Origin of the sequence: uncultured Parabacteroides sp., from assembly GCF_905196875.1 — a bacterium.
GTDB lineage: Bacteria > Bacteroidota > Bacteroidia > Bacteroidales > Tannerellaceae > Parabacteroides.
In genome coordinates this window covers 1-22,097 of record NZ_CAJJWO010000030.1, presented here as the reverse complement: position 1 = coordinate 22,097, position 22,097 = coordinate 1, and the positions used below count along the sequence as shown (strand labels likewise).

At 46.4% G+C, this 22,097-nt stretch carries 17 protein-coding genes; 9 read left to right on the top strand and 8 right to left on the bottom strand.

The genetic code is table 11. The features are described from left to right. Window positions 1–18 precede the first annotated feature (18 nt). Both QZ076_RS11655 and QZ076_RS11650 read right to left on the bottom strand, forming a co-directional pair. Window positions 19–3,123: a SusC/RagA family TonB-linked outer membrane protein gene (locus QZ076_RS11655; protein ID WP_293713483.1), complete on the bottom strand. Its 3,105-nt coding sequence runs from the start codon at window positions 3,121–3,123 to the stop codon at window positions 19–21. Window positions 3,124–3,297: 174 nt separating this feature from the next. After that, complete coding sequence (locus QZ076_RS11650; protein ID WP_293713482.1) at window positions 3,298–4,326, bottom strand: FecR family protein; 1,029 nt, start codon at window positions 4,324–4,326, stop codon at window positions 3,298–3,300. A 145-nt stretch (window positions 4,327–4,471) separates the two neighbouring features. Here QZ076_RS11650 and gpmA point away from each other — a divergent pair, with 145 nt between their 5' ends. From gpmA to QZ076_RS11615, 7 genes are all read left to right on the top strand, one after another. Further along, window positions 4,472–5,224 (top strand): 2,3-diphosphoglycerate-dependent phosphoglycerate mutase, encoded by a 753-nt coding sequence (gene gpmA, locus QZ076_RS11645; RefSeq protein ID WP_293713481.1) that lies wholly within the window; start codon window positions 4,472–4,474, stop codon window positions 5,222–5,224. A 111-nt stretch (window positions 5,225–5,335) separates the two neighbouring features. Continuing rightward, complete coding sequence (locus QZ076_RS11640) at window positions 5,336–5,893, top strand: RNA polymerase sigma-70 factor (RefSeq protein WP_293713517.1); 558 nt, start codon at window positions 5,336–5,338, stop codon at window positions 5,891–5,893. A gap of 97 nt (window positions 5,894–5,990) precedes the next feature. Continuing rightward, on the top strand, window positions 5,991–6,872 hold the full coding sequence (locus tag QZ076_RS11635; RefSeq protein WP_293713480.1) for a DUF3078 domain-containing protein: 882 nt from the start codon (window positions 5,991–5,993) through the stop codon (window positions 6,870–6,872). Window positions 6,873–6,980: 108 nt separating this feature from the next. Then, window positions 6,981–8,000, top strand: a complete 1,020-nt coding sequence (gene pheS, locus QZ076_RS11630; protein ID WP_293713479.1) for a phenylalanine--tRNA ligase subunit alpha — start codon at window positions 6,981–6,983, stop codon at window positions 7,998–8,000. Between the two features lie 74 nt (window positions 8,001–8,074). Then, the gene (gene crcB / locus QZ076_RS11625; protein ID WP_293713478.1) at window positions 8,075–8,461 is read left to right on the top strand and encodes a fluoride efflux transporter CrcB; all 387 of its coding nucleotides are present in this window, start codon (window positions 8,075–8,077) and stop codon (window positions 8,459–8,461) included. A gap of 5 nt (window positions 8,462–8,466) precedes the next feature. Further along, on the top strand, window positions 8,467–9,108 hold the full coding sequence (gene nth, locus QZ076_RS11620; protein WP_293713477.1) for an endonuclease III: 642 nt from the start codon (window positions 8,467–8,469) through the stop codon (window positions 9,106–9,108). 3 nt (window positions 9,109–9,111) lie between these two features. Next, window positions 9,112–9,999 (top strand): hypothetical protein, encoded by an 888-nt coding sequence (locus tag QZ076_RS11615; RefSeq protein WP_293713476.1) that lies wholly within the window; start codon window positions 9,112–9,114, stop codon window positions 9,997–9,999. Window positions 10,000–10,007: 8 nt separating this feature from the next. On the opposite strand, the gene QZ076_RS11610 is transcribed toward QZ076_RS11615, so the two are convergent. The 3 genes from QZ076_RS11610 to QZ076_RS11600 form a co-directional block, all read right to left on the bottom strand. Beyond that, the gene (locus QZ076_RS11610) at window positions 10,008–10,757 is read right to left on the bottom strand and encodes an MBL fold metallo-hydrolase (RefSeq protein WP_293713475.1); all 750 of its coding nucleotides are present in this window, start codon (window positions 10,755–10,757) and stop codon (window positions 10,008–10,010) included. Then, complete coding sequence (gene murB, locus QZ076_RS11605; RefSeq protein WP_293713474.1) at window positions 10,757–11,770, bottom strand: UDP-N-acetylmuramate dehydrogenase; 1,014 nt, start codon at window positions 11,768–11,770, stop codon at window positions 10,757–10,759. Before murB ends, QZ076_RS11610 begins: the two co-directional genes overlap by 1 nt. A 200-nt stretch (window positions 11,771–11,970) precedes the next feature. Further along, entirely contained in the window at window positions 11,971–12,930 is a 960-nt protein-coding gene (locus QZ076_RS11600) for a hypothetical protein (RefSeq protein WP_293713473.1), read from the bottom strand. Window positions 12,931–13,203: 273 nt separating this feature from the next. On the opposite strand from QZ076_RS11600, the gene QZ076_RS11595 reads away from it, so the two are divergent. Both QZ076_RS11595 and upp read left to right on the top strand, forming a co-directional pair. Further along, window positions 13,204–13,494 carry an HU family DNA-binding protein gene (locus tag QZ076_RS11595; protein WP_007652950.1) on the top strand — a complete coding sequence of 97 codons (291 nt, stop codon included), beginning with the start codon at window positions 13,204–13,206 and terminating at the stop codon, window positions 13,492–13,494. Window positions 13,495–13,836: 342 nt separating this feature from the next. Further along, complete coding sequence (upp, locus tag QZ076_RS11590; RefSeq protein ID WP_293713472.1) at window positions 13,837–14,490, top strand: uracil phosphoribosyltransferase; 654 nt, start codon at window positions 13,837–13,839, stop codon at window positions 14,488–14,490. Between the two features lie 3 nt (window positions 14,491–14,493). Here the strand turns inward: upp and QZ076_RS11585 are convergent, their stop codons facing one another. From QZ076_RS11585 to QZ076_RS11575, 3 genes are all read right to left on the bottom strand, one after another. Continuing rightward, the gene (locus QZ076_RS11585; protein ID WP_293713471.1) at window positions 14,494–16,863 is read right to left on the bottom strand and encodes an ATP-binding protein; all 2,370 of its coding nucleotides are present in this window, start codon (window positions 16,861–16,863) and stop codon (window positions 14,494–14,496) included. A gap of 159 nt (window positions 16,864–17,022) precedes the next feature. After that, window positions 17,023–20,478 (bottom strand): family 16 glycoside hydrolase, encoded by a 3,456-nt coding sequence (locus QZ076_RS11580; protein ID WP_293713470.1) that lies wholly within the window; start codon window positions 20,476–20,478, stop codon window positions 17,023–17,025. Between the two features lie 62 nt (window positions 20,479–20,540). Then, entirely contained in the window at window positions 20,541–21,797 is a 1,257-nt protein-coding gene (locus QZ076_RS11575; RefSeq protein WP_293713469.1) for a Gfo/Idh/MocA family oxidoreductase, read from the bottom strand. Between the last annotated feature and the right edge of the window lie 300 nt (window positions 21,798–22,097).

Sequence of the window (22,097 nt, the reverse complement as noted above, 5' to 3'; positions counted from 1 at the left end):
TTTTTAGATTAGTAGATTTTAGAAAGCCACATTCAGATTGAAACCTAAGCTACGCATGGTTGGCATAGAACCGTATTCGATACCCTGTGCATTTCCTGATGTATAAGCAGCTTCCGGGTCGAACCCTTTGGTCTTACTGTAGATCATAAACAGGTTACGGGCCACGAAACTCAGCTTTAATCCTGTGAACGGAGTCTTTGAAAGCATTGACTTCGGCAGGCTATACCCCAGGCTCAGTTCGCGCAGGCGGATGTTGGTTGCATCATACATCCATGCTTCGGTAATACCGGAGATACCGTTCCAGTACTTTTCAGCACTTACCTTCTGTGTATTCTGAGAACCGTCAGCCAGCACACCAGGAATTACCAGACCGTCTTCACGACCGTCGAGCGTCATTTCCAACGAACCGTTCAAACTACCCTGACGGATAGATCCCATGTATACATCGCCTCCCTTACGCATATCGATCATAAAGTTCAAAGAGAAGTTCTTATAAGAGAAAGAGTTGTTCCATCCCAGCATCCAGTCCGGCTGGTTGTTACCCAGTTTCACCATATCTTCCGAACGCAAAGGCACACCTTCGGCACCGATCATTATTTTGCCATTATCGTCACGCTCGTAAGCATATCCGTAAATGTCACCGAAAGCACCGCCTTCATGAGCCACGATTTTCAGGAAAGTAACGGATGCGTCACTCAGGATCTGCTCTTTTGTATCGCTGGTCAGTGAAACCACTTTGTTCTTGTTCTTCGACCAGTTCAGCTGAGTGTCCCAGGTAAAGCCTGTTTCGGTGATCACCGGAGTGGCGTTAAGAGCGATCTCAATACCCTTATTCTCGATATTACCAGCGTTGATCATCTTCTTCTTAAAGCCAGTTGCAGAGGGAACATCGATCTTAAGGATCTGATCCTTTGAATTTTTCTTGTAGTAAGCCAGGTCGATACCTACGCGATTGTTGAAACCTTTCAGTTCAAGACCTAATTCCCAGGAGTTGATCGTTTCGTTTTTCAGGTTGGGATTAGCCATCCAATCCTCGTTATTGGCACTGAAGATACCACCCTTGATATCGTAGCCGATCTTATAATAGTCACGCAACATATACGGATCGGTATCGTTACCAACCTGTGCCCATGATGCACGCAGCTTACCGAAGCTGAGGAAACCTGTGCTACCACCCATCTTATTTATCATCTGAGTAAAGATCCAGCTGGCACCCACTGACGGATAGAAGTAGGAAGCGTTGTCTTTAGGTAAGGTAGACGACCAGTCGTTACGTGCTGTCAGATCCAGATACAGATAATCGTCCCACGACATAGAAGCTGTTGCGTAGATTGAATTGATCTGTTTGCGTGTCTTTTCATACTCGCCACCATGTGTCTTACCGTTTGCGATGGCATGGAAATCGGGAATAATAAATTCGCCGGAATTTTCGGTATAAAGAGCAGTAGAGCGATACATGATATTGCCACCTACTGTACCCACGATGCCGAAACGATCCCAGTTACCTTTGGCACTCAACAGGAAGTCGGAGTTGATCTCGTTGAATTTTTCGGATTTAGCCTGCATACTACCGTTGGTTTCCCAGTATGGTGTGCCTGTTCCGCGAACCCATTCATACTGAACGGTATAGTTATCCATGCCCGAGCGCAGTTTCAGGCTCAACCAATCTGTAAACGTAAAATCCAAAGCGGCGAAACCGATCAGACGGTCTTTTTTATCGTTGTTTGTCATGCGGTAGGCCGACCAAAAAGGGCTTTCAGCATTTGTCTTGTGATCCACTACGAAACCGGCAGCACTACCATCGGCACGTTTCCAGTTGTTGGCCTCATAACCAGAATAATCGGAGAAGCCCACACTACGCGGCATGCCCAGGTAATTCAGGAAGATGTTGTCCGGGTCGGTAGCCAGCTTAATACGATTGTTGGTATGTTGGTTGATATAGTTTACCTTCATGTCGGCAGATAACCATTTAGCCAATTTGACGGTCGAACGCAAATTGATAGAGGTACGGTCAAGGCCACTGTTGGGAACTACGCCTTTATTGTCGAGACGTGTCACACCGGCACGGAAGGTTATATCTTCGGAGCTCTTGCTGATATCGACACTGTTCGTCCAGGAAGTACCGGTACGGAGAAAGTCTTTATACAAATTGTTGTCACGGGCAGCGTAACCGAACGAACCAAGTGCCATTTCCCTTGTAGCCCCATCCATCTTCGGCCCCCAGCTACCATATACATTGTTATCGAAAGTGCCGGCAGCACCCTGTCCGTATACATTCTGAAAAGTTGGGGTCTGCATCGGGTTCTCGGCTGTGAAGTTCAGATTGTAGTTCACGCCTACACCTTTCGACTGGGTACCTTTCTTAGTTGTGATCATCACAACACCGTTACCGGCACGGCTACCATACAGAGCGGCTGCGGCCGGCCCCTTCAGTACAGACATACTTTCGATATCGTCAGGCGAGATATCCGACATACCGGAACCTTTATCCACGTTACCGTTACCATAAAAGTCGTCGGTACCTCCGCTGAAGTTGTCGATAGGCACACCGTCGACTACCACTAACGGCTGATTGTTACCGGCAATAGAGTTGTTACCACGGATCACGATACGGGTAGAACCACCCACACCAGTACCGTTCTGTTTGATCTGCAAACCGGCCACTTTACCAGCCAGGGCGTTAGCTACGTTCGCATCACGTGTCTGGGTAAGCGACTCCCCTTTCAGTTCCTGCATGGAATATCCCAACGCTTTCTTTTCGCGCTTGATACCCAAAGCGGTAACCACGACCTCGTCTATTTTCTGTGTATCTTCACTTAATTCTACGTCGACTTTAGTCTTACCGTTGATGGCTATCGTAACCGTAGCATATCCTATATAACTGAATTGCAGTTCTTTTCCACCATCCACATCGAGTGTATAGTTGCCATCCACGTCGGTGATCGTGCCGTTAGTTGTACCGGGTACCAAAACACTTACACCCGGAAGTCCGAAACCATCATTTGCATCCGTCACTACGCCGGAAACTTGCTGTGCGCTCAGGTAACCACATGCTACCAGTGCGATGAAAATACCCAGTAATTTTCTTAATCCTGAGCAATTCTTTAATAAAGAGTATCTCATATCATTCTTATTTAGGGTTACAAAGTATTTATGAATAAGGTTATCATAACTTTGTGTTTTTAATGAATTAAACAATAGATATATAACGCTGTCGTTCGAAACAGCACACGTCGGTTGAAATTCCTAAGTATATTCCATAGGCAATCAGATTATTTAACAATTAATACTATGTTTTTATTTTGATATTTCTATTATCGGGACGTCTTGCGTTTGAGTAGAATTAACAGGTACTTTTTGGATAGTATATTGGATACCCGAGGCCAGACGGAGGTATTCCATCACCTGGGGCAGTTGTTCATCTTTAAACCTGGCTGTAATGATCGACTTCAATACCAGCGAATCTTTCACCTCGAACCTGACGTGGTAGTGACGGCTTAGCACCTTCAACACCTGCGACATCGGATGATTACGGAAGATCAGTTCGCCTTCTTTCCAGGCCGTTTCGTGGTCGGTATTCACGGTTTCAACTTCGAGTTCCTTCGTCGTTTTGGTGAAGGTGGCCTTTTCCTGCGGTTTTATGCGGCGGGAAAGTTCCTGTCCGCTGCCTGTCCTGACATGTACGTTGACAGAGCCTTCCACCAGCGTTGTCTCGATCCGATCGTCGTCGGCATAGGCTGCGACGTTGAAGGTTGTTCCGAGTACTTCGACAGCATATTCCTGTCCGGCATGTACGATAAAGGGATGACTGGCGTCGTGCGCCACTTCGAAATAGCCTTGTCCTTCAAGTTCTACCTCACGAGTGTCGGCTTCGAAGTCTGACGGGTACTTCAACTGGCTGGCTGAACTCAGCCAAACGCGTGAACCGTCTGGCAGATTAAACATCGAAACGACGCCCGGATTGGTGCGCACTTCAACCATGCGCACCTCCTTTTTACCTCCCTGCATCCAGAAAAATGCAGCTAAAACTAATAACGGAACAAACAGAACCGCAGCAATTCGCTGCGCAAACCAAACCATCCGGCGAAGGCGTACCTTCTTATCTAACTCATGTACCTGTGCTTTGAAACGGCGTAACGACTGTTCGGGATCAACTGATTGCATTACGCGTACCCGGTTCACTACTTCGCGGGTGAAGTAAAGTTGTTCCAACAACTTCTCGTTCGCGGGAGAAGCAGCCAGCCACTCTTCCACAGCCGTGGTCTCGCTTGCGGTCAACGAACCGTCGATGTACTGTAATAATATGTCTTCATTTATCGTTTCCATATTCTTCTGCTTCTAATATTAATACAATCCAGCGAACAAACCTACTAAACAGAAATGCAATTATTTTTAGAAATAATTCAAAATCTTTTCCGCCACCCCGGTTGTTATCCTATAAGACAGAGAGTTATCACTAATAAAAAAGTTTATGAAAAAGATTGTTTTACTCCGCCACGGCGAAAGCACCTGGAACAAGGAGAATCGTTTTACCGGCTGGACCGACGTCGATCTCACCGAAAAAGGTATAGAAGAAGCCCGCAAAGCAGGCGACCTGCTGCGAAAAGAGGGATTCGTTTTCGACAAGGCCTACACCTCTTATCTTAAACGTGCTGTAAAGACTTTAAATAATGTACTCGACCGGATGGACCAGGACTGGATACCGGTTGAAAAAAGTTGGCGACTCAACGAGAAGCATTACGGCGACCCGCAAGGACTCAACAAGAGCGAGACAGCGGAGAAGTATGGCGACGAACAGGTACACATCTGGCGCAGAAGCTACGATGTGGCCCCGCATGCCCTCAGAGAGGACGATCCTCGCAACCCGCGCTTCGAAATCCGTTACAGGAATGTACCCGACGACGAGCTACCACGTACGGAGTCGCTCAAGGATACTGTCGAACGCATCCTACCCTACTGGAAAGAGGTAATCTTTCCTTCGCTCGCAACAGCCGACCAGATCCTGGTAACCGCTCACGGTAACAGCCTGCGGGGTATTATTAAATATGTACGCGATATCCCCGACGAAGACATCGTTCACCTGAACCTCCCCACCGCAGTGCCCTACGTGCTCGAATTCGACGATAACGGGAACCTCGTAAAAGATTATTTCCTGGGTGACCCCGAAGAAATCAAAAAGCTGATGGAAGCCGTCGCCAACCAGGGAAAGAAAGCCAAGAAATAGTTATTCAATTTAATTTCAAAGCCCGGAAAGAGAAAAAAATTCCGGGCTTTGCCTGTTTAAAAAGGAAATAATTGTCTATGTTTGTAGGGAACAAAAAAACTAACTATTGTGATTACGGAAAATGAACAAACCTTACATCTGTTAAAAAAGGGGGATGAAAACGCCTTCGACACGATCTACAAACAATATTACCGGGGGCTATGCGCCTTCGCTTCCCAATATGTAGCCGAAACTGAAATAGAAGAAATCGTACAGGAAGTAATGATGTGGCTGTGGGAAAACCGTGCCTCGCTAGTTCCCGAACTGTCGCTTAAGTCGTTGCTCTTTATGATGGTGAAAAACAAATGCCTGAATAACATCACCCACAACCAGATCAAGCAACGGGTGCATGAAAAGTTGTTCGCCAAATTCGAAAACCAGTTTGAAGATCCTGATTTTTACATAGAGAACGAATTGATCGCCTTGGCAGCCAAGGCGATCCGGGAGCTCCCGGAAGATTATAGAAGAGCGTTCGAAATGAACCGTTTCGACAACCTGACCTACAACGAGATCGCAGAGCGGACGGGCGTTTCACCCAAAACCGTGGCCTACCGCATCTCACAAGCACTCAAGATCCTCCGAGTCGAGCTCAAAGACTATATGCCGCTGCTCATGGTTTTGTTGAGCTAAATGAAATCAAAACAAATGTACGTTTAAACAAAATAAAACCAAACATGTTTAAATAATAGGGAACCCTCTATTTAAAACAACTAAAATAAACGATAGGATGAAACGTACATTATTCATGATATTATTTGCCGCACTGGCAACGATTGCATATGCACAGACCGATGACAAAGGCTATGAGGAAGGAAAATATGTGTTGAAAGGCGTATCAGGCCTCAATCTGTCGCAAACAGCGATGACCAACTGGTCGGCCGGCGGCGAGAACTCCGTTGCCGGAAATGCTTACCTCAACGGTTCGCTGACACATAAAAGCGGCAACTGGCTCTGGGTGACCAACCTCGTGCTCGACTACGGGTTGACGAAAACCAAGTCGCAAGGCATGCGCAAGAGTACAGACAAGATCGGACTTTCCACCCAGCTGGGCTACTCGACTAACAATGTCTGGTTCTACACCCTGATGGGCGACCTCAACACACAGTTCGCCAAAGGTTACAATTACCCGGACAAAGAGCACTATATCTCCAACTTCTTCGCCCCGGCCTACTCCAACGTCTCGCTGGGTATGGAATACCGTCCGAAGAGCAACTATTCGGTCTACCTCTCCCCCGTTTCGGCCAAAATGACTTTTGTGGAGGACGACTACCTGTCGGAGATCGGAACCTTCGGTGTCGACCCAGGCGACCGCTTCAAGATCGAATGCGGTGCTTATCTCAAAGCCCGTGCCGAAATGCCGGTGATGGAAAACGTAAGCCTCATCACGACGGCCGACTTCTTCACTCCCTACAGCAACCAGTTCGGCAACATCGACGTTAACTGGGATATGCTCATCAGCATGAAGATCAACAACTTCCTCTCTGCCACCCTCAATACGACGCTCAAATACGACAATGACGTGAAAACCTTCGATGACAACGGCACCAAGCATGGCGCAAAAGTGCAGTTCAAAGAGATACTCGGGGTGGGACTGGCTTACAATTTCTAAGAAAGAACTTGGCACAGACAGTGTTTTTAAGAAAAAACCTGCCAGGATGGGTTGCAGTATCCAAAAGAAAGGAGTAAATTTGCCCGTCGAAAACAAATATGATTAGAAATGATCAATAAAATCAAGGCTCTGCTACAAGAAGTAGAGAACATGAAGGCAGCAAATGCCGAAGAGCTGGAAGCTTTACGCATCAAATACCTCAGCAAAAAGGGAGAAATCTCCGCGCTGATGAACGATTTCCGCAACGTGGCGGCCGATCAGAAACGTGAAGTAGGACAGTTCCTTAACCAACTGAAGGAAACTACTCAGAATAAGATTAACGAACTGAAAGAGGGTTTCGATAACGTACAGACAGGCAGCGATGACATCGACCTGACCCGTACCGCTTATCCCGTTGAACTAGGAACACGCCACCCGCTTTCTCTTGTTAAAAAGGAAATATGCGACATCTTCGGACGTCTGGGTTTTAGCATCGCAGAAGGCCCCGAAATCGAAGACGACTGGCATGTATTCTCTTCATTGAATTTTGCGGAAGACCATCCTGCACGTGATATGCAGGACACATTCTTCATACAACATAACCCGGACGTTTTACTTCGTACCCACACTTCATCCGTCCAGACCCGCGTAATGGAGACACAGCAACCTCCGATCCGTATCATCTGCCCGGGACGTGTGTACCGTAATGAAGCGATCTCTTACCGCGCACACTGTTTCTTCCATCAGGTAGAAGCGCTGTATGTCGACAAGAATGTTTCATTCGCCGACCTGAAACAAGCCTTGCTTTTCTTTGCAAAAGAAATGTTCGGACCGGAAACGAAAATACGTCTGCGCCCTTCCTACTTCCCGTTCACGGAACCTTCTGCGGAAATGGATATTTCCTGCAACCTCTGCGGCGGTAAAGGATGTGCATTCTGTAAACATACCGGCTGGGTGGAAATCCTGGGCTGCGGTATGGTAGACCCGAATGTATTGGAAAGCTGCGGTATCGACAGCAAAGTTTATACCGGCTACGCCCTGGGAATGGGTATCGAACGTATCACAAACCTGAAATACCAAGTTAAAGACCTTCGAATGTTCTCTGAAAACGATGTCCGTTTCCTGAAACAATTCGAATCAGCCAATTAAATTGAAAACCTAAATCATTTACCATCTTCCCCGGGCCTTTAACCAGCCCGGGGGAAACACACAAAGGAGGATATATGATAAAGGTTTTAATTTTAATTACAGGAGGTGCAATCGGAACTGTACTACGCTATGGAGTAACCATGTGGGTGCAGCGTTCGTTGCAATACTCCTTTCCCTTCGGAATTCTTTCCGTCAACGTAATAGGTTCTTTCCTGATCGGATTTTGCTGGAGCCTGGCCGAAAATTACGACTTCTCCGTCAACACACGGGCGTTCCTGTTTACCGGACTTTTCGGTGGATTTACTACTTTTTCTTCGTTTGCACTCGATACAGTGTCGCTGATGAAAACCGGCGATTATAAACTTGCGTTCATAAATATACTGGCAAGCAATGTATTAGGACTTATTGCCGTCTTTTTAGGTTTGCTGGCCGGAAAAAATGTATTATCTTTCGTGAAATAATAAAGATGAGAAAAGAGGAACGATATAAAGGCGTGCTCAACTGGTTCAACGAAAACGTGCCAGTGGCGGAAACGGAGTTGCATTACGACAACCCCTATCAGTTACTTATTGCCGTAATCCTGTCTGCACAATGCACAGACAAGCGTGTAAACATGATCACCCCGGCCCTGTTCGAAGACTTCCCGACTGCCGAAGTAATGGCAGCCTCCACGCCCGAAGTCATCTTTGAATATATCCGCAGCGTCTCCTACCCCAACAACAAAGCGAAACACCTGGTCGGAATGGCCCGGATGCTGATCTCCGATTTTAGCGGCGTGGTGCCGTCCGATATCGACGAATTGCAGAAACTGCCGGGTGTGGGACGCAAAACAGCCAATGTGATCGCCTCTGTGGTCTACAACAAGCCGGCCATGGCGGTAGACACCCACGTGTTTCGTGTAGCCAACCGCATCGGACTGACCAACAACAGTAAGACTCCGCTCGAAACAGAACGCGAACTGGTGAAACATATACCCGAGAAAATGATCCCGATCGCCCACCACTGGCTCATCCTTCACGGACGTTACACCTGCATTGCCCGGAAACCCAAGTGCGAAGAATGCGGCCTCAAGCCCTGGTGCAAGCATTTCCTGACGACAAAAACGTAAAACATGAAAGATCATAGGCGGGAAATAGTAATTTTTATTCTAACTGCTCTCGCTACACTGTCGGCAGTCTATTACTTTTTCGGTGACATGAAAGAGGGTATAAACATGGAGCAAACGGATCTCTATACCCTGACCGCTCCGTCGCCCGAAGCCATCCTGACCGTGAACCGCCCGGCTGTCTTTGCCAACATGATACTATCCAAGAAGCCTGTATATCAAGCCTTCGCATCGGAGATTCCGGAGATATTCCTGTCTATCATCAGGAAGAACAAAGAGCTTCCCGCCCTGCAACTATCATTTCACACGCAGGGAGTGGTGATGTATGCCAAAGCTGACAAACATACAGCAAGTCACATCGAGAGCAAAATACTGAGCAGCTCCTTTGCCTCATTTGCGCCCCAGAAACAGACTAAAGGGGAGATTACGTTCATTTATTTTCCGGATACCGACAATCGCTTTTTTGGATATTATCAGTACAACGGCATCTGGGTGGCCAGTTACAGCAAAAAACTGCTCGAAGAGGTGGCCGACATACAAAGAAATCAGAAGAACTATTTGCAGAAAGCGCAGGTTAAATTGCGCAAGACCCTCGACAAAAACGCACCGCTCAACCTCATGATACAGTCCGAGAAACTCAACCTCTACGTCAGAACGGGCGACTCTACCCTTTGGAAGATAAGCGACAAATGGCTAGGAGCCGACCTGTTCGAAAGCGAAGGCAACATCTGTTATTTCAGCAGCCTGCCTTATCTCGCCCCGGCCGACACGCTCTACCGCACCGTCGCCGACACGCTCTCGCTACGACTCGAACAGCGTTTCCCCCAACTCCATATTTCCAGCCAGAGTTATGAGGAGGACGGAAAAGTGTTTTATACGGGATGCACTTTCTAACAGTCGCCTCAAATCACCAGCCCATCATACGCAAAATGCACATGCGGAGGTAATTCTTTTTCTATTTCGGCATGTAGTCCGATCCGGTGACTCATATGGATCAAGTAGGTTTCTTTCGGCCGGATACGCTCGACGTTGGCCAAAGCCTGCTCCAAGCTTTCGTGCGTGGGATGTTCTCCCCGCCGCAACGCAGCGATAATCAGGACATCCAACCCTTCCAACTTGGCATATTCCTCTTCCGGAAGTGATTTCAGATCGGTCAGATAGGCCATATTTCCGATCCGGTACCCCAGGATAGGCAGGTTGCCATGCATCACGCGGATAGAAACAATCGGCAGCCCGGCAGCCACGAAAGGCTCAGTGCCGATCCGGTGCATTTCCAGGTTCGGGACACCCGGGTACTTATGTTTACGGAAGACGTAAGGGATACGTGTCTCGATGGCTTCGGCTACGGAGTCTTCAGCATAAATATCGACTCCTTTTTCGCGGCAGAAAGGACGTAGATCGTCCAGCCCCCCTACATGGTCATAATGCTCATGCGAGATCAAAACGGCGTCCAAATGGTACGTCCTATTTGTTATCATCTGCCAACGGAAGTCCGGGCCACAGTCCAGCAAAATGCGTTTTCCTTCCGTCTCCACCAGCACTGAAGTGCGCAGACGCCAGTCGCGGGGGTCTTTACTCGTACAGACTTCGCACTGGCAACCTATCTCGGGAACCCCGGTTGAAGTCCCCGTCCCCAAAAAAGTAATTTTCATTATCCTACATATTTAACCTCCGGCATGATCTCTATGCCGAAACGATCTTTTACGGCAGCACGGATACTTTCGGCCACCAGCGCGATCTCGTGTCCTCTGGCCTCTCCCAGATTGACCAAGACAAGCGCCTGTTTCTCGTAAACCCCTACCGACCCGTGCGACTTACCTTTAAACCCGCATTGCTCGATCAGCCAGCCGGCAGGAACTTTCACCTTGCCTTCGCCGGCAGCGTATGACGGGATTTCTGAATACTGCGCCTTCAGTTTCTCGAACTGTGCGGCAGTAATAACGGGATTCATAAAGAAACTGCCGGCATTGCCCAGCTTCTCAGGATCGGGAAGTTTCTCCCGACGGATCTTGATGACAGCTTCCCGGATAGTTGCCGGTGTGATCTCCGGATAATGAGCCAGTTCTTCTTTCAGGTTTCCGTAGTTGACGGAAAGACGGGGGTGTTTATCCAACCGCAGTGTTATATAAGTAACAATGTGTGGATCGTTATGTTCATTTTTGAAATAGCTGTTGCGGTAACCGTACTGGCATTCGGCATTTGTAAAGGTATGCTTTGTGAATGTCAGCTGGTTGTATGTCTCCACGCTTTCGACCACGTCTTTGATTTCCACACCGTAAGCGCCAATGTTTTGGATAGCGGCAGCACCGGCCTCCCCGGGTATAAGCGACAGGTTCTCGATACCTCCCCACCCTTTCGACACGGCATAGGCCACTACATCGTCCCACTGCTCGGCGGCTCCTACGCGCAGGTAGGCGTGATCGTCGGTTTCCTTCACCAGGGTGATCCCTTTTATGGCCGAGTGCAGGATGATCCCGTTGAAGTCGTTTATAAATAACAGATTACTTCCACTTCCTATGTGTAACGACAAACACTCCTGGAAATACTCATCATGTAAAATACGTCCCAACTCCTCTTCATTCGCATACTCCATAAACCAACGCGTTTTGACCGGCAGATGGAAAGTGTTATGCTTTTCCAACGAGTAATTTTCTTCTATCCTCATAATCTCTCTGTTTATTTATTGTAGGACAAAAGTAGTTATAAAATCGGGAATTCAGAATGCAAAACCGAAAATTACACATCTCCTCCCGATGTAACGTTATACCGAAAAGGGACGTTACAGCATGTCGGAAGGAGACGCCAAGCACCATATATTATAAGTATATACCTACATTATATATATAGTATAAATATTTTCTGTTTTTACAATGTGTCTACTATCTCTCTTTGTTTCGTAAAATAAATCATCCGTTGTATCTCTCCGCTTTGTGAAATCAGTGTGGAATATCGTTTCAAAGATTGTATCCACTCTTTCTGCGCACGGCATATTTCCGGATGTTGCGAATCCATATAATTGATCGCATACAGGCGGTACATCGACAACTGGAAACTGCCTTTCTCAATAAAGCTATAAGTCGCTTCAAAATTGATGTTCGACAAATAGAGATAAGATTGTTTCCCGTTGGAGAACTCGCCGGAGGATGCTACGTGCTCCAGGTCATCCAACAGGCGGTGAAGTTCGTTCTTCATCACTTCGATGTCGTCATCCGACAGCATATTCAGTCCGGCAAAGTATTTTACTTCCCGCACAAACGACTGAAATAGGTTGTTATCCATAATAGTATACGTCACCGGCACCTGGCGTATCTCCTGCATCAACTTCCGCTGCGACTCCAGCACCTTCTCCGGAACCACAATATCTTCCATGCTTCCCGTCATCTTCATCCCGTTATTCTGATGCAACCATCTGCACAGGCGGAACTTTGTTATACGCTCGAACGGCGAGTAGAGCGTGTAAGGAATAATGTTGCATGCTGTACTGACCACCGACTTCGGATCATCTTTAATGAAAGTGAACAATTTAAGATAGCGTTTGATGATATCATGGTAATTATCGATATGGCTTACGCCGTCAGCTACATTCAGATTAAAGACGGCACCTTCTGCCCGGTTGGTCCCGACAATCTGATCCAACGAAATACCCAGGCTCTGGGATAATAATGATACCTCATAAAAAGTAAACGGAACTTCTCCACGCAACCGACGATATACAGCTTCCTTTCCTATAGATATTATATCCATAATATAGTTAGCCAAATTTGTCTCCTCCGGGAGATGTTCCCTCATGGCTTTTATAAGCCCGTTATTCAATGCATCTTTCATAACTATTAGTGTGTTGTTTTTACTGTTTCTACTCATGTTTTCCATAAAAAAATAGCCAGTCCAGTGTATCCAAATGGCATAAAGCCTTGTTTTTGTTTCGATAACCGCAAACAGATACTAATTAACGTTTTTTGTTTCTCTAATCGTAACAAAAGCCTACAGCTATTGTTTAATAAGAAATGACCGCCATTTTTCTTGTCTGCAAAAAGACACCATTTAAAAGATAGTATGGCTTACATTTGCAATGTATATAATCATTAAAAAGAAACACTCATGAACAAAGCAGAACTTATCGAGGCCTTAGCAGATAAGGCAGGGTTACAGAAACAGAAAGCAAAAAAAGTATTAGATGCTTACATTGAAATCGTAACCGAAAAAATGTCACAAAAAGAGGAAATTACTCTTATTGGTTTTGGTACATTAATACCTAGACCTCAAACAAGTCGCCTGGCTCGTAATCCAAAAACTGGTACTCCGGTACAGATTCCAGCCAGAACAACGGTAAAGTTCAAACCCGGTAAATTCTTGCTGGAGGCTATGAACGGCACTGGCGAGAAAAAATAATATGATTTGTTTTTATAACTTCCTTCATGCCTTATGCATGGGGGAAGTTTTTTTCACCTCCTTTTCTCTTATTTATATCACTTGTGCAAAAATACATATAGTATTTTAGTATTTAGAGGTGATTTTAAAGTATACCTAAGCAGCCCGGTTCTAATTAAACAACCGAATACATATCCCCACTTCTTTTTTCGCAATATTTAAATCCGGATGTCCAATCTTGTTTCGGAATACGAAACTTTGTGCCTACTTCTGGATTTTATCAACAAACATTTGTATGATGCTCTAATTATATATAATTTCGGCTCCGAAAAAATAAATATCCGGCATATACAAAATAGTCACATGAAAATAGTTAATCTGGGAGAATCAAACTCCATATTAAATAGATTCGTTTCTGAATTACGGGATGTAAATATTCAGAAAGACAGTCTTCGTTTCCGCAGAAACATCGAACGGATAGGCGAAATTATGGCCTATGAAATCAGTAAAGATTTTTCTTACAGTCAAAAAGATATCCAGTCTCCACTTGGAATTGCCCCTATGAATACGCCTGACGACCGGGTCGTGATCAGCACCATCCTACGCGCAGGTCTCCCTTATCATCAGGGATTCCTGAGTTATCTTGATTATGCGGAAAATGCATTCGTATCAGCCTACCGGAAATATAAGGATCGCCTGAACTTCGACATCCATATAGAATACATCGCTTCCCCGAGATTAACAGAGAAAACCCTGATTATAACCGATCCGATGCTGGCAACGGGTAGTTCGATGGAACTGGCTTACGAAGCGTTACTAACAAAGGGACATCCGTCACATATCCATGTGGCCTCTATCATCGCCAGCAAACAGGCTATCGAATACCTGCAAAGGAAAATGCCTGACGACAAAACAACCATCTGGATTGCTGCCCTCGACGACGAACTGGATGACCACTCCTATATCATTCCCGGACTGGGAGACGCCGGCGACCTGGCATACGGAGAAAAAGAATAAGAACTAACGGGGTAAGCAGAACCAGAAGCAGGAACCTTTACCGACCTCTGATCTTACCCCGATCTTTCCCTTCATCTGTTCCACAATACTTTTGCAAATAGAAAGACCCAGACCTGTTCCTTGTTTGAAATCATTTCCTTTATAGAAACGATCGAATACATGCGCACGAATTTCTTCTTTCATCCCGACTCCGGTATCTGTCACCGTAAACTCTATTTCATCGGGACGGATTTCGTATCCTAGCGTAATCGAACCACACTCTGTGTATTTAATCGCATTATTTATGAAGTTGGCAAATAGCTGATTCAACCGGATATGGTCGAAAATGAAAACACAAGGCTCCAGATCCGGAGAGCAGCAAAGCGTCACACCCTCACCCACTTTGATACTCAGCGAGCGGACTATTTCTTCCAGGAACTCCTTCAAATTGATCTCCACAGGTTTGAATTCTATCGTGTTGGCTTCAATCTTTGCCAGGTCGAGAATATCCGAGATCAGTTGAAGTAAAAGCTCATTATTCTTTTGGATGATACTCACAAACTGCTGTTGTTCCTCCTTGTCTTCCGTATCAACCAGCAAGGTGGAGAAACCGACAATGGCATTCAGAGGCGTCCGTATCTCATGGCTCATATTTGCCAGGAAGGCAGACTTCAAACGGTCGAGTTCTTCCGCTTTCTCCCTCTGTTGTTCGGTTTCCTTCAGTTCCGTGATGTCGTAATTAACACAAATAATTTCCAACTTATCCGTCTCGTTAGATTGAAGGTTACGCATGATATTTACACGTATCCATTTCCAGCCATCCTCCGCACGAACACGCAGTTCCTGTCGTATACTGGTAGCCAGTCCCTTTTTTACTTTTTCAAAAAAGTCTAACATGATGTTACGATCATCCGGATGTACTGCTTCATATACACCGACAATCTTAGGCAAAGGCGTACCGTCTTTCTCTCCGAGATTTTGATACCACTGGCTGATGGCATAACCATCGCAGGTCAACAAATCATATTTAGCATACCCAACTTTGGCAAAGCGGCTTACCAGCGTAAAGAAATATTCAAACTCCTCTATACGGTTATAGGCAATTGTTTTATCAGTGTTATCGAGATTTATGAATAAATAGTTTATCAGTTCACCTTTATTATCATAGAGCATGCATACTTTCGAAAGCAAGTCGATCGCCCCTTGTTTATGGGTCGGATAGTAGTTATTGGATGTTACCTTGGTGAACGGATAACTCAAACGAAAGGATACGGCCTTCTTTTTCCGCATCTTATTCAAGACATCTTCCGGCACAACGGGATTCTCAAAGATATTGATACCCAGCACATCTTTCTTAGATTTCAGGCCAAAGATCTCAATATCCTTTTTATTTATATCGACGAGGTAACCATCTTTATCATAAAGCTCTATCCCGACAGGAATATTGGTATAGATATTGCGCAACAGCTTCTCACCCCGGTCGAGTGCCTCGTTGATCCTTGCCATTTTCGTTATGATGCTGATGATATTGGCGATCGACGAAAACCACTGATAGTCTTCGAGACTCCAGATACGGTTCCGGTCCATAATATCAATACCGATATATCCCCAGGCATTGTCCTTGATAACTAAAGGAACTAATATAAGCGAAAGCGATCCTCTCAGTTGCAGGTAACGTTTTTCTTCGGCGGCTTCAGGCGGGAGTTCGTCCAGATGATTGATCAGTACCGGATAGAAGTTTTGTATTTTCTTTGTAGACCAGGGTAATGTCGACACAGGTATCTCCTGTAGAGACGAGCGGACAGAGTTTACTCCCTCACTACATACTTCATAAGTACAGCTCAGTGTCTGCAGGCTGTTATCATACTCCATTATGCTGGCACGCCCCTTAGCTCCAATCGAATACAATATCTCCGAAAGAACTTGGTGGATCGATTTAGGCATATCATTCGTTTGGATAAAAGAGTGCAGCGAACGCGAGAGGCTTCCCAAATGCCTGAGCAAATTATCTTCCTGATTGTTTACGTGTAGCTTATCCCCTTCTTCATTATAAGGTAGTAACTGCAAGATACCCAACACACTTATCTTCCCGTCAGGAGCGATCTCACGCTTACATATTTTCGAACGGACGAATTTAAATCCGTAACAGGTTTTAAGGGGAAACACCTGTTCATAGATACCTATTTCTTTAAAGAAAGCAAACTCACTGGCAATCCTGCTCCTATAATCTTCACGAATCAAGGCTAGAAAATCCGGAATAGGGATTTCTCTGTTACTTAACTCCAGCAGACCTACCAAAAAGTCTGAACATATATAATTCCCTTTGGTAAAATCGGCCTCCCACCAACCTACCTGGGCGTTGTCCAACAATAACTGATATTGCTCTATATCCATTTGCACTACATCGCTTAAACACACACAAAATACGCTATAATAAACCAGATCCGCAAATTTTAATTACTTTAATATTCAAGGGATTTCAAAGTTTTTTGTTAAAAATAAAAGCGGAGACCGACAAGATCGGTCCCCGCTTTCCCTGAAAAGAATATAATCTTATTTCAATTCCTTAATACGAATATTACGGAACTTCACCGGAGAGCCATGTCCCAGGAAGCCGATATGTCCTTTTTTGTTGAACAATCCCGGGTGCTCCTTGCCATCGGGAGTACCGTTCTTCACGGCATCACGGATGTTACCTTCGAGGATAACCACGCCATTCACCGTTACGCGGATATTATCTCCGTTAGCCACAATCTCTTCTTCATTCCATTCGCCAACCGGCTTGAATGCCTTGTGGTGGTCAGGATTCGTCGGGATAATTCCATAAACGGAACCATGATGCTGATATTTGGTAATATCCTTATAAATAGGATGTTCGCAATCAAGAATCTGGATTTCCATACCAACGTAAGCGGCATCGCCTTCCATAGGAGTACGAATACCTACACCGTTGTTAGCACCGGGAGTCAACTGGAACTCGAAACGGTAAACGAAGTTACCGAACTCATCCTTGGTATACAGGTTACCGCCATAGCTCTTGCTCGGTATCATGGAGATACAACCGTCTTCAATCGTATAGTCCACGGTATTACCTGTCCACTGATGCATGTTGGTTCCGTCGAACAATACCTTGAAGCCTTCCTTCTGTTCTTCGGCAGACAGCTTAAACGGTTCTTTGCGCTCCAGTTCCTTTACATATATATTACGGTAGTAAACCTTGCTGCCGTGAGCCTGTAATTCCAGTTGCTCTACCGGGAAAATCGGGAGTTTACGATCCCAATAGTTTTCGAGGATCACATCGTCCACTACCTTCTCCCCGTTGAGAACAACCGTTACACGGTCGCCAACCATCTTGATATAGAAGCTGTTCCATTCGCCCAGCTTGTTGTCGGCCACCTTCGAAGGTTTGCTTTCGTTCGTCTGGTTATTGTACAAGCCGCCAGAACCCACCTGAGCACCTACGTTTACACGGGCTGTATCCCAGATCTGTACCTGTGGAGTTCCACGCAGGTAGATACCTGCATCTGCCTCAGGACCAGCCGGATCGAGCATCCAGTCTACGTACATTTCGAAATCGCCATATTGTTTGTCGGTACAAAGATTATCACCTTTGCCTGTAAACATCAGGACACCATCTTCCACGACCCAACCGTTACGCATAACCTGATCGGCCTTTTCCTGTTCCTTCGCCAGTTGAGCTGGTTTCATCTTACTACGGGCAATCGGGTTTGCAACCAATCCTTTCCAACCAGATAAATCTTTTCCGTTGAATATAGACACGAAACCTTCTCCCTGCGGCATTTCACCCAGATGTTTCTTTATCGCTTCTTTCTGGTAACCTGCGTCCGGATTGTCGAGCACCTGCATAACCTTGTTCAGCAACTCGCGGACGTTATCACCCATATATTCCTTATTGCCTAAAGCAATATTCATCACAGCATTAGCAGCCGCTTGCTGAACAGGTTTCTGGTCGAGGAATTCGCCGGCATACAACATACCCAGGAACGTACCTGTCCGTTCGATCTGTCGCAGAATAGCGATTTTCTGTTCATCCGTCTTGGCTATTTCCATTGCCTTACGCAGCCCCAGCAAACGGTTTTCACCCGTAAAGGACGGATTTGAAACCAACTGGATATAAGCTTTCAGGGCACGGTCGAAATAAGCAGACGAGGAAGCATCTTTACAAATAGCGAACAACTCGTCGGCAGCCTCGATACCTTTCCAATTCAGCAAAGCTTCAAACGCGGCATCACGGGCATCGCCTTTTCCTTTATGGAAACCATCAACAATGGTAGCCAGGGCGTCTTGCTGACCGGTTGTAGCTAATACAATATAATACAAATGCTTCTTGCTGTCGCCGGCCTGAAGCATACGACGGGTAATCGTTTCCTGTTGTTTGGCTGGAGACATAGAAGATATAGCAGAAATAACAGCTTGCTGTATAGGAGCAACAGCAGAAGCATCCGCCGTTTCCAGCATACCACACAAGTTAACCAGGTCGCCTTCCGAAACCACATCCTTCAAAGCCGTATAAGCAGCCTTCTTTACCTCCGGAGAGCCTGACTTGATCAGTTCCAGCACGCTGTTAAGGTTGGCGGTCGCTTTACGCATAGCCAGTAATTCAGCCGCTGCAATTTTACCGGCATCCGTAGCTGACGGTATAACGCGGGCTACAGCCTGGTCGATATCACCATTGAAGGCAGCCAAAGCATCCTGTCCCAGTAAAATTACCTGCTTGTCGTTGCTGGCCAGCAGTTCGGCCAATACAGGGATCACCTGCTTATCTCCGATCTTAACCAACGTCCAGACCGTGGCCTGTCTTACATCGAAGTCGGTACTTTTCAGCTGATCCAGCAGCACTTGCATGGCAGTCAGGTCGAAACGCAGTTCGAGGTTCTTGATAACGTCATGTTTCGACGGGCATTTCGCTTCGCGTCCGATCCAGTTGATAATATCCACCTTCGCTTCCGGTTTTGCTTTCTGCATCGCCTTCATCACTTCGATATATACGTCTTTGTTTGCAAAGTCTGAAGCATAATTCAGGGCCGCGTTGCGGTAAGCCTTGTCCGTATCCTTCAAAGCGGAGAGCAACAGCTTGGTACTATTTTCCTTCTTCAGCGACAAGAGGATCTGCAAGGCGGCATCACGGGTTTGCGTTTTTCCGGCTTTCGTTGCCTTCTTCAGCAAGTCGTTGGCGGCTTTTTCCACCTCTTTCACATCACCTTGTTCGGCTACACGCTTCAACAGAGCGATATAAGCTTCGTTAGCTTGCGTATTAGTCATGGTATAACCCGCAGCAGCAGCGGCATCTGCCATCTCCTTGATGGAAGCCTTGCTACCGACACGACTCAGCGCGTGCAGAACGGCTTTCTGCATATTTTCGTCATCCGAGCCCAGGAGAGCTTTCAGCAGTTCTTCCGAGTCTTTTACTTGTGCTTCGCCGATAGCAACAATAATATCTTTCTGTGTTTTCGGAGTTCCCATACGACGCATCAGGGCAGCTTTCAACGCTTTGCCTGCATTTTCGGTACCGATAGACGCCAGTGCACGGGAAGCCGGTCCGCTCAAGCTCTCTTCGTTCAGGTAAGAAGACAGGGCGTCGATACATTCATCCTGCCCCAGCAGTTGGAGCTGGCGGATAATAAACGCCTTCGTTTCGCGTTCGCTCACCATTTCTAGTGCTTTCAGATAAGCGTTGGCAGTTGCCAGGCGGGCACTTTCCTCTCCTTTGGCCATCACATAATGCGTCAGTCCGCTCAGGGCATAGTCTACCTGGGCATTGCTTCCTTTACCGGGAGCGTTGATCATATTCACCAGCATCAGAACTCCCTCTTCACCGGTTCCTTTCAGATCGCTGATCAGTTTATTATATTCAGCCTGCTTTTCTGCGGGCATCTGGGCCAGCACATCGGCCGCAGTTGTCTTAGCTGTACGGTTTGCCGGAGCCTGAGCCATCAGTACGCTGCCGAATAACAGCAAGCTGGCAATAGATATATATACTTTTCTCATTTTATTTTCATTTAATAGATTAGCCTCTAATTTCCAATTGTCAATTATTAATTTTCAATTTATCAGATGTTCCAGGGAGAACGCATCGGCTGATCCAGCAAACGATTAGCGGCCTCATCATTAATAAACTCAAGTTTAACAGGATCAAACTCCAGCGTGCGGTTCAGGCGAAGAGCAACGGCCCCCATATTTACGATCGTAGCCGAACGGAAACCGTTTTGTTCGTTCAATGCGAAAGGCTGGCGTGTTTTGACGCATTCGATAAAGTCGGTCACCTGTGGTTCCGGCTCCGGATAATCGGCCAGTTTCTTTTCCCAGTCGGGAATATCGCATACAAAGTTCTTATAAACATTGCCGTTCGGGCCTGAGATATAAGGGGTATTCGGATCACCGAAGTCGCCACCCCAAAGAACGATCTGGCAACCGTCTTCGTAAGTATATGTAATTGAACGCCATGTCCCTACTGCATCCGGGTGTTGCTGCGGAGCATCCACTTCCACCTTTACAGGGCTTGTATGGTCTTTTCCGAGGAAATACTGCACAGGGTCGATATAATGTTGTCCCATATCTCCCAGTCCGCCGCCGTCATAGTCCCAGTATCCGCGGAAAGTTCCGTGTACACGATGGGCGTTGTAGGGTTTGTATGGAGCCGGGCCTAACCACATATCGTAATCGAGTTCGGAAGGAACAGGCTGCGGTTCGAGATACTCCTTACCCACCCAGTAGAACTTCCAGTCGAAACCGGTGTGTTTACTGATAGTCACCTTCAGCGGCCATCCCAGCATGCCACTCTGTACGAGCTTCTTCAACGGCTTAACGGGTGTACCCAGACCATAGAACGGGTCAGCGAAGCGGAACCAGGTGTTGAGGCGGAACATACGTCCGTTCTGCTTTATAGCTTCCATCACGCGTTTACCTTCGCCGATGGTACGTGTCATAGGTTTCTCACACCAGATGTCTTTTCCTGCCTTGGCTGCTTCTGTCGACATGATACCATGCCAGTGAGGAGGAGTAGCGATATGTACAATATCTACGTTCGGATCGAGAATCAGATCACGGAAATCGTGATAAGCGGCAATCTTATCTTTCACCAGCTGTTTTCCTAATTCGAGATGTTTTTTGTCGACGTCGCATACCGCAACCAGGCGTGTCCCGGCATAGTTCACATGTCCGCGTCCCATACCACCTGTACCGATAATACCTTTTGTCAACTGATCGCTCGGAGCAATAAAGCCTTTTCCAAGCACGTGGCGCGGCACAATAGTAAAGGCCGCAATACCTCCCAGAGTTTTCAGGAAGTCCCTTCTGTTTGTTCTCATAGTATGAATATATGTAAATGATTAGCTATCACTTCTGTTTTCCATGTAAAAAAAGACATTAGAAAGCAAATACCCCTCTAACGTTTCACAAAGATATTATTTATCCAACAACTCTTGCAAATATTTACGAGTTTTTATTGCATAGTTATGTCAAGCAACATTCAGCCCCCTTTCTTCTGCAATCAAGCAGTCGAAAAAGCGTTTCAGCAAAACAGCCATCGCCTTTTGCCTCACCATCGCCTGGCGCATATCCTCATCGATGACCATATTTCCGACAGGCTTGTAGCCGGCCGCCTGTCG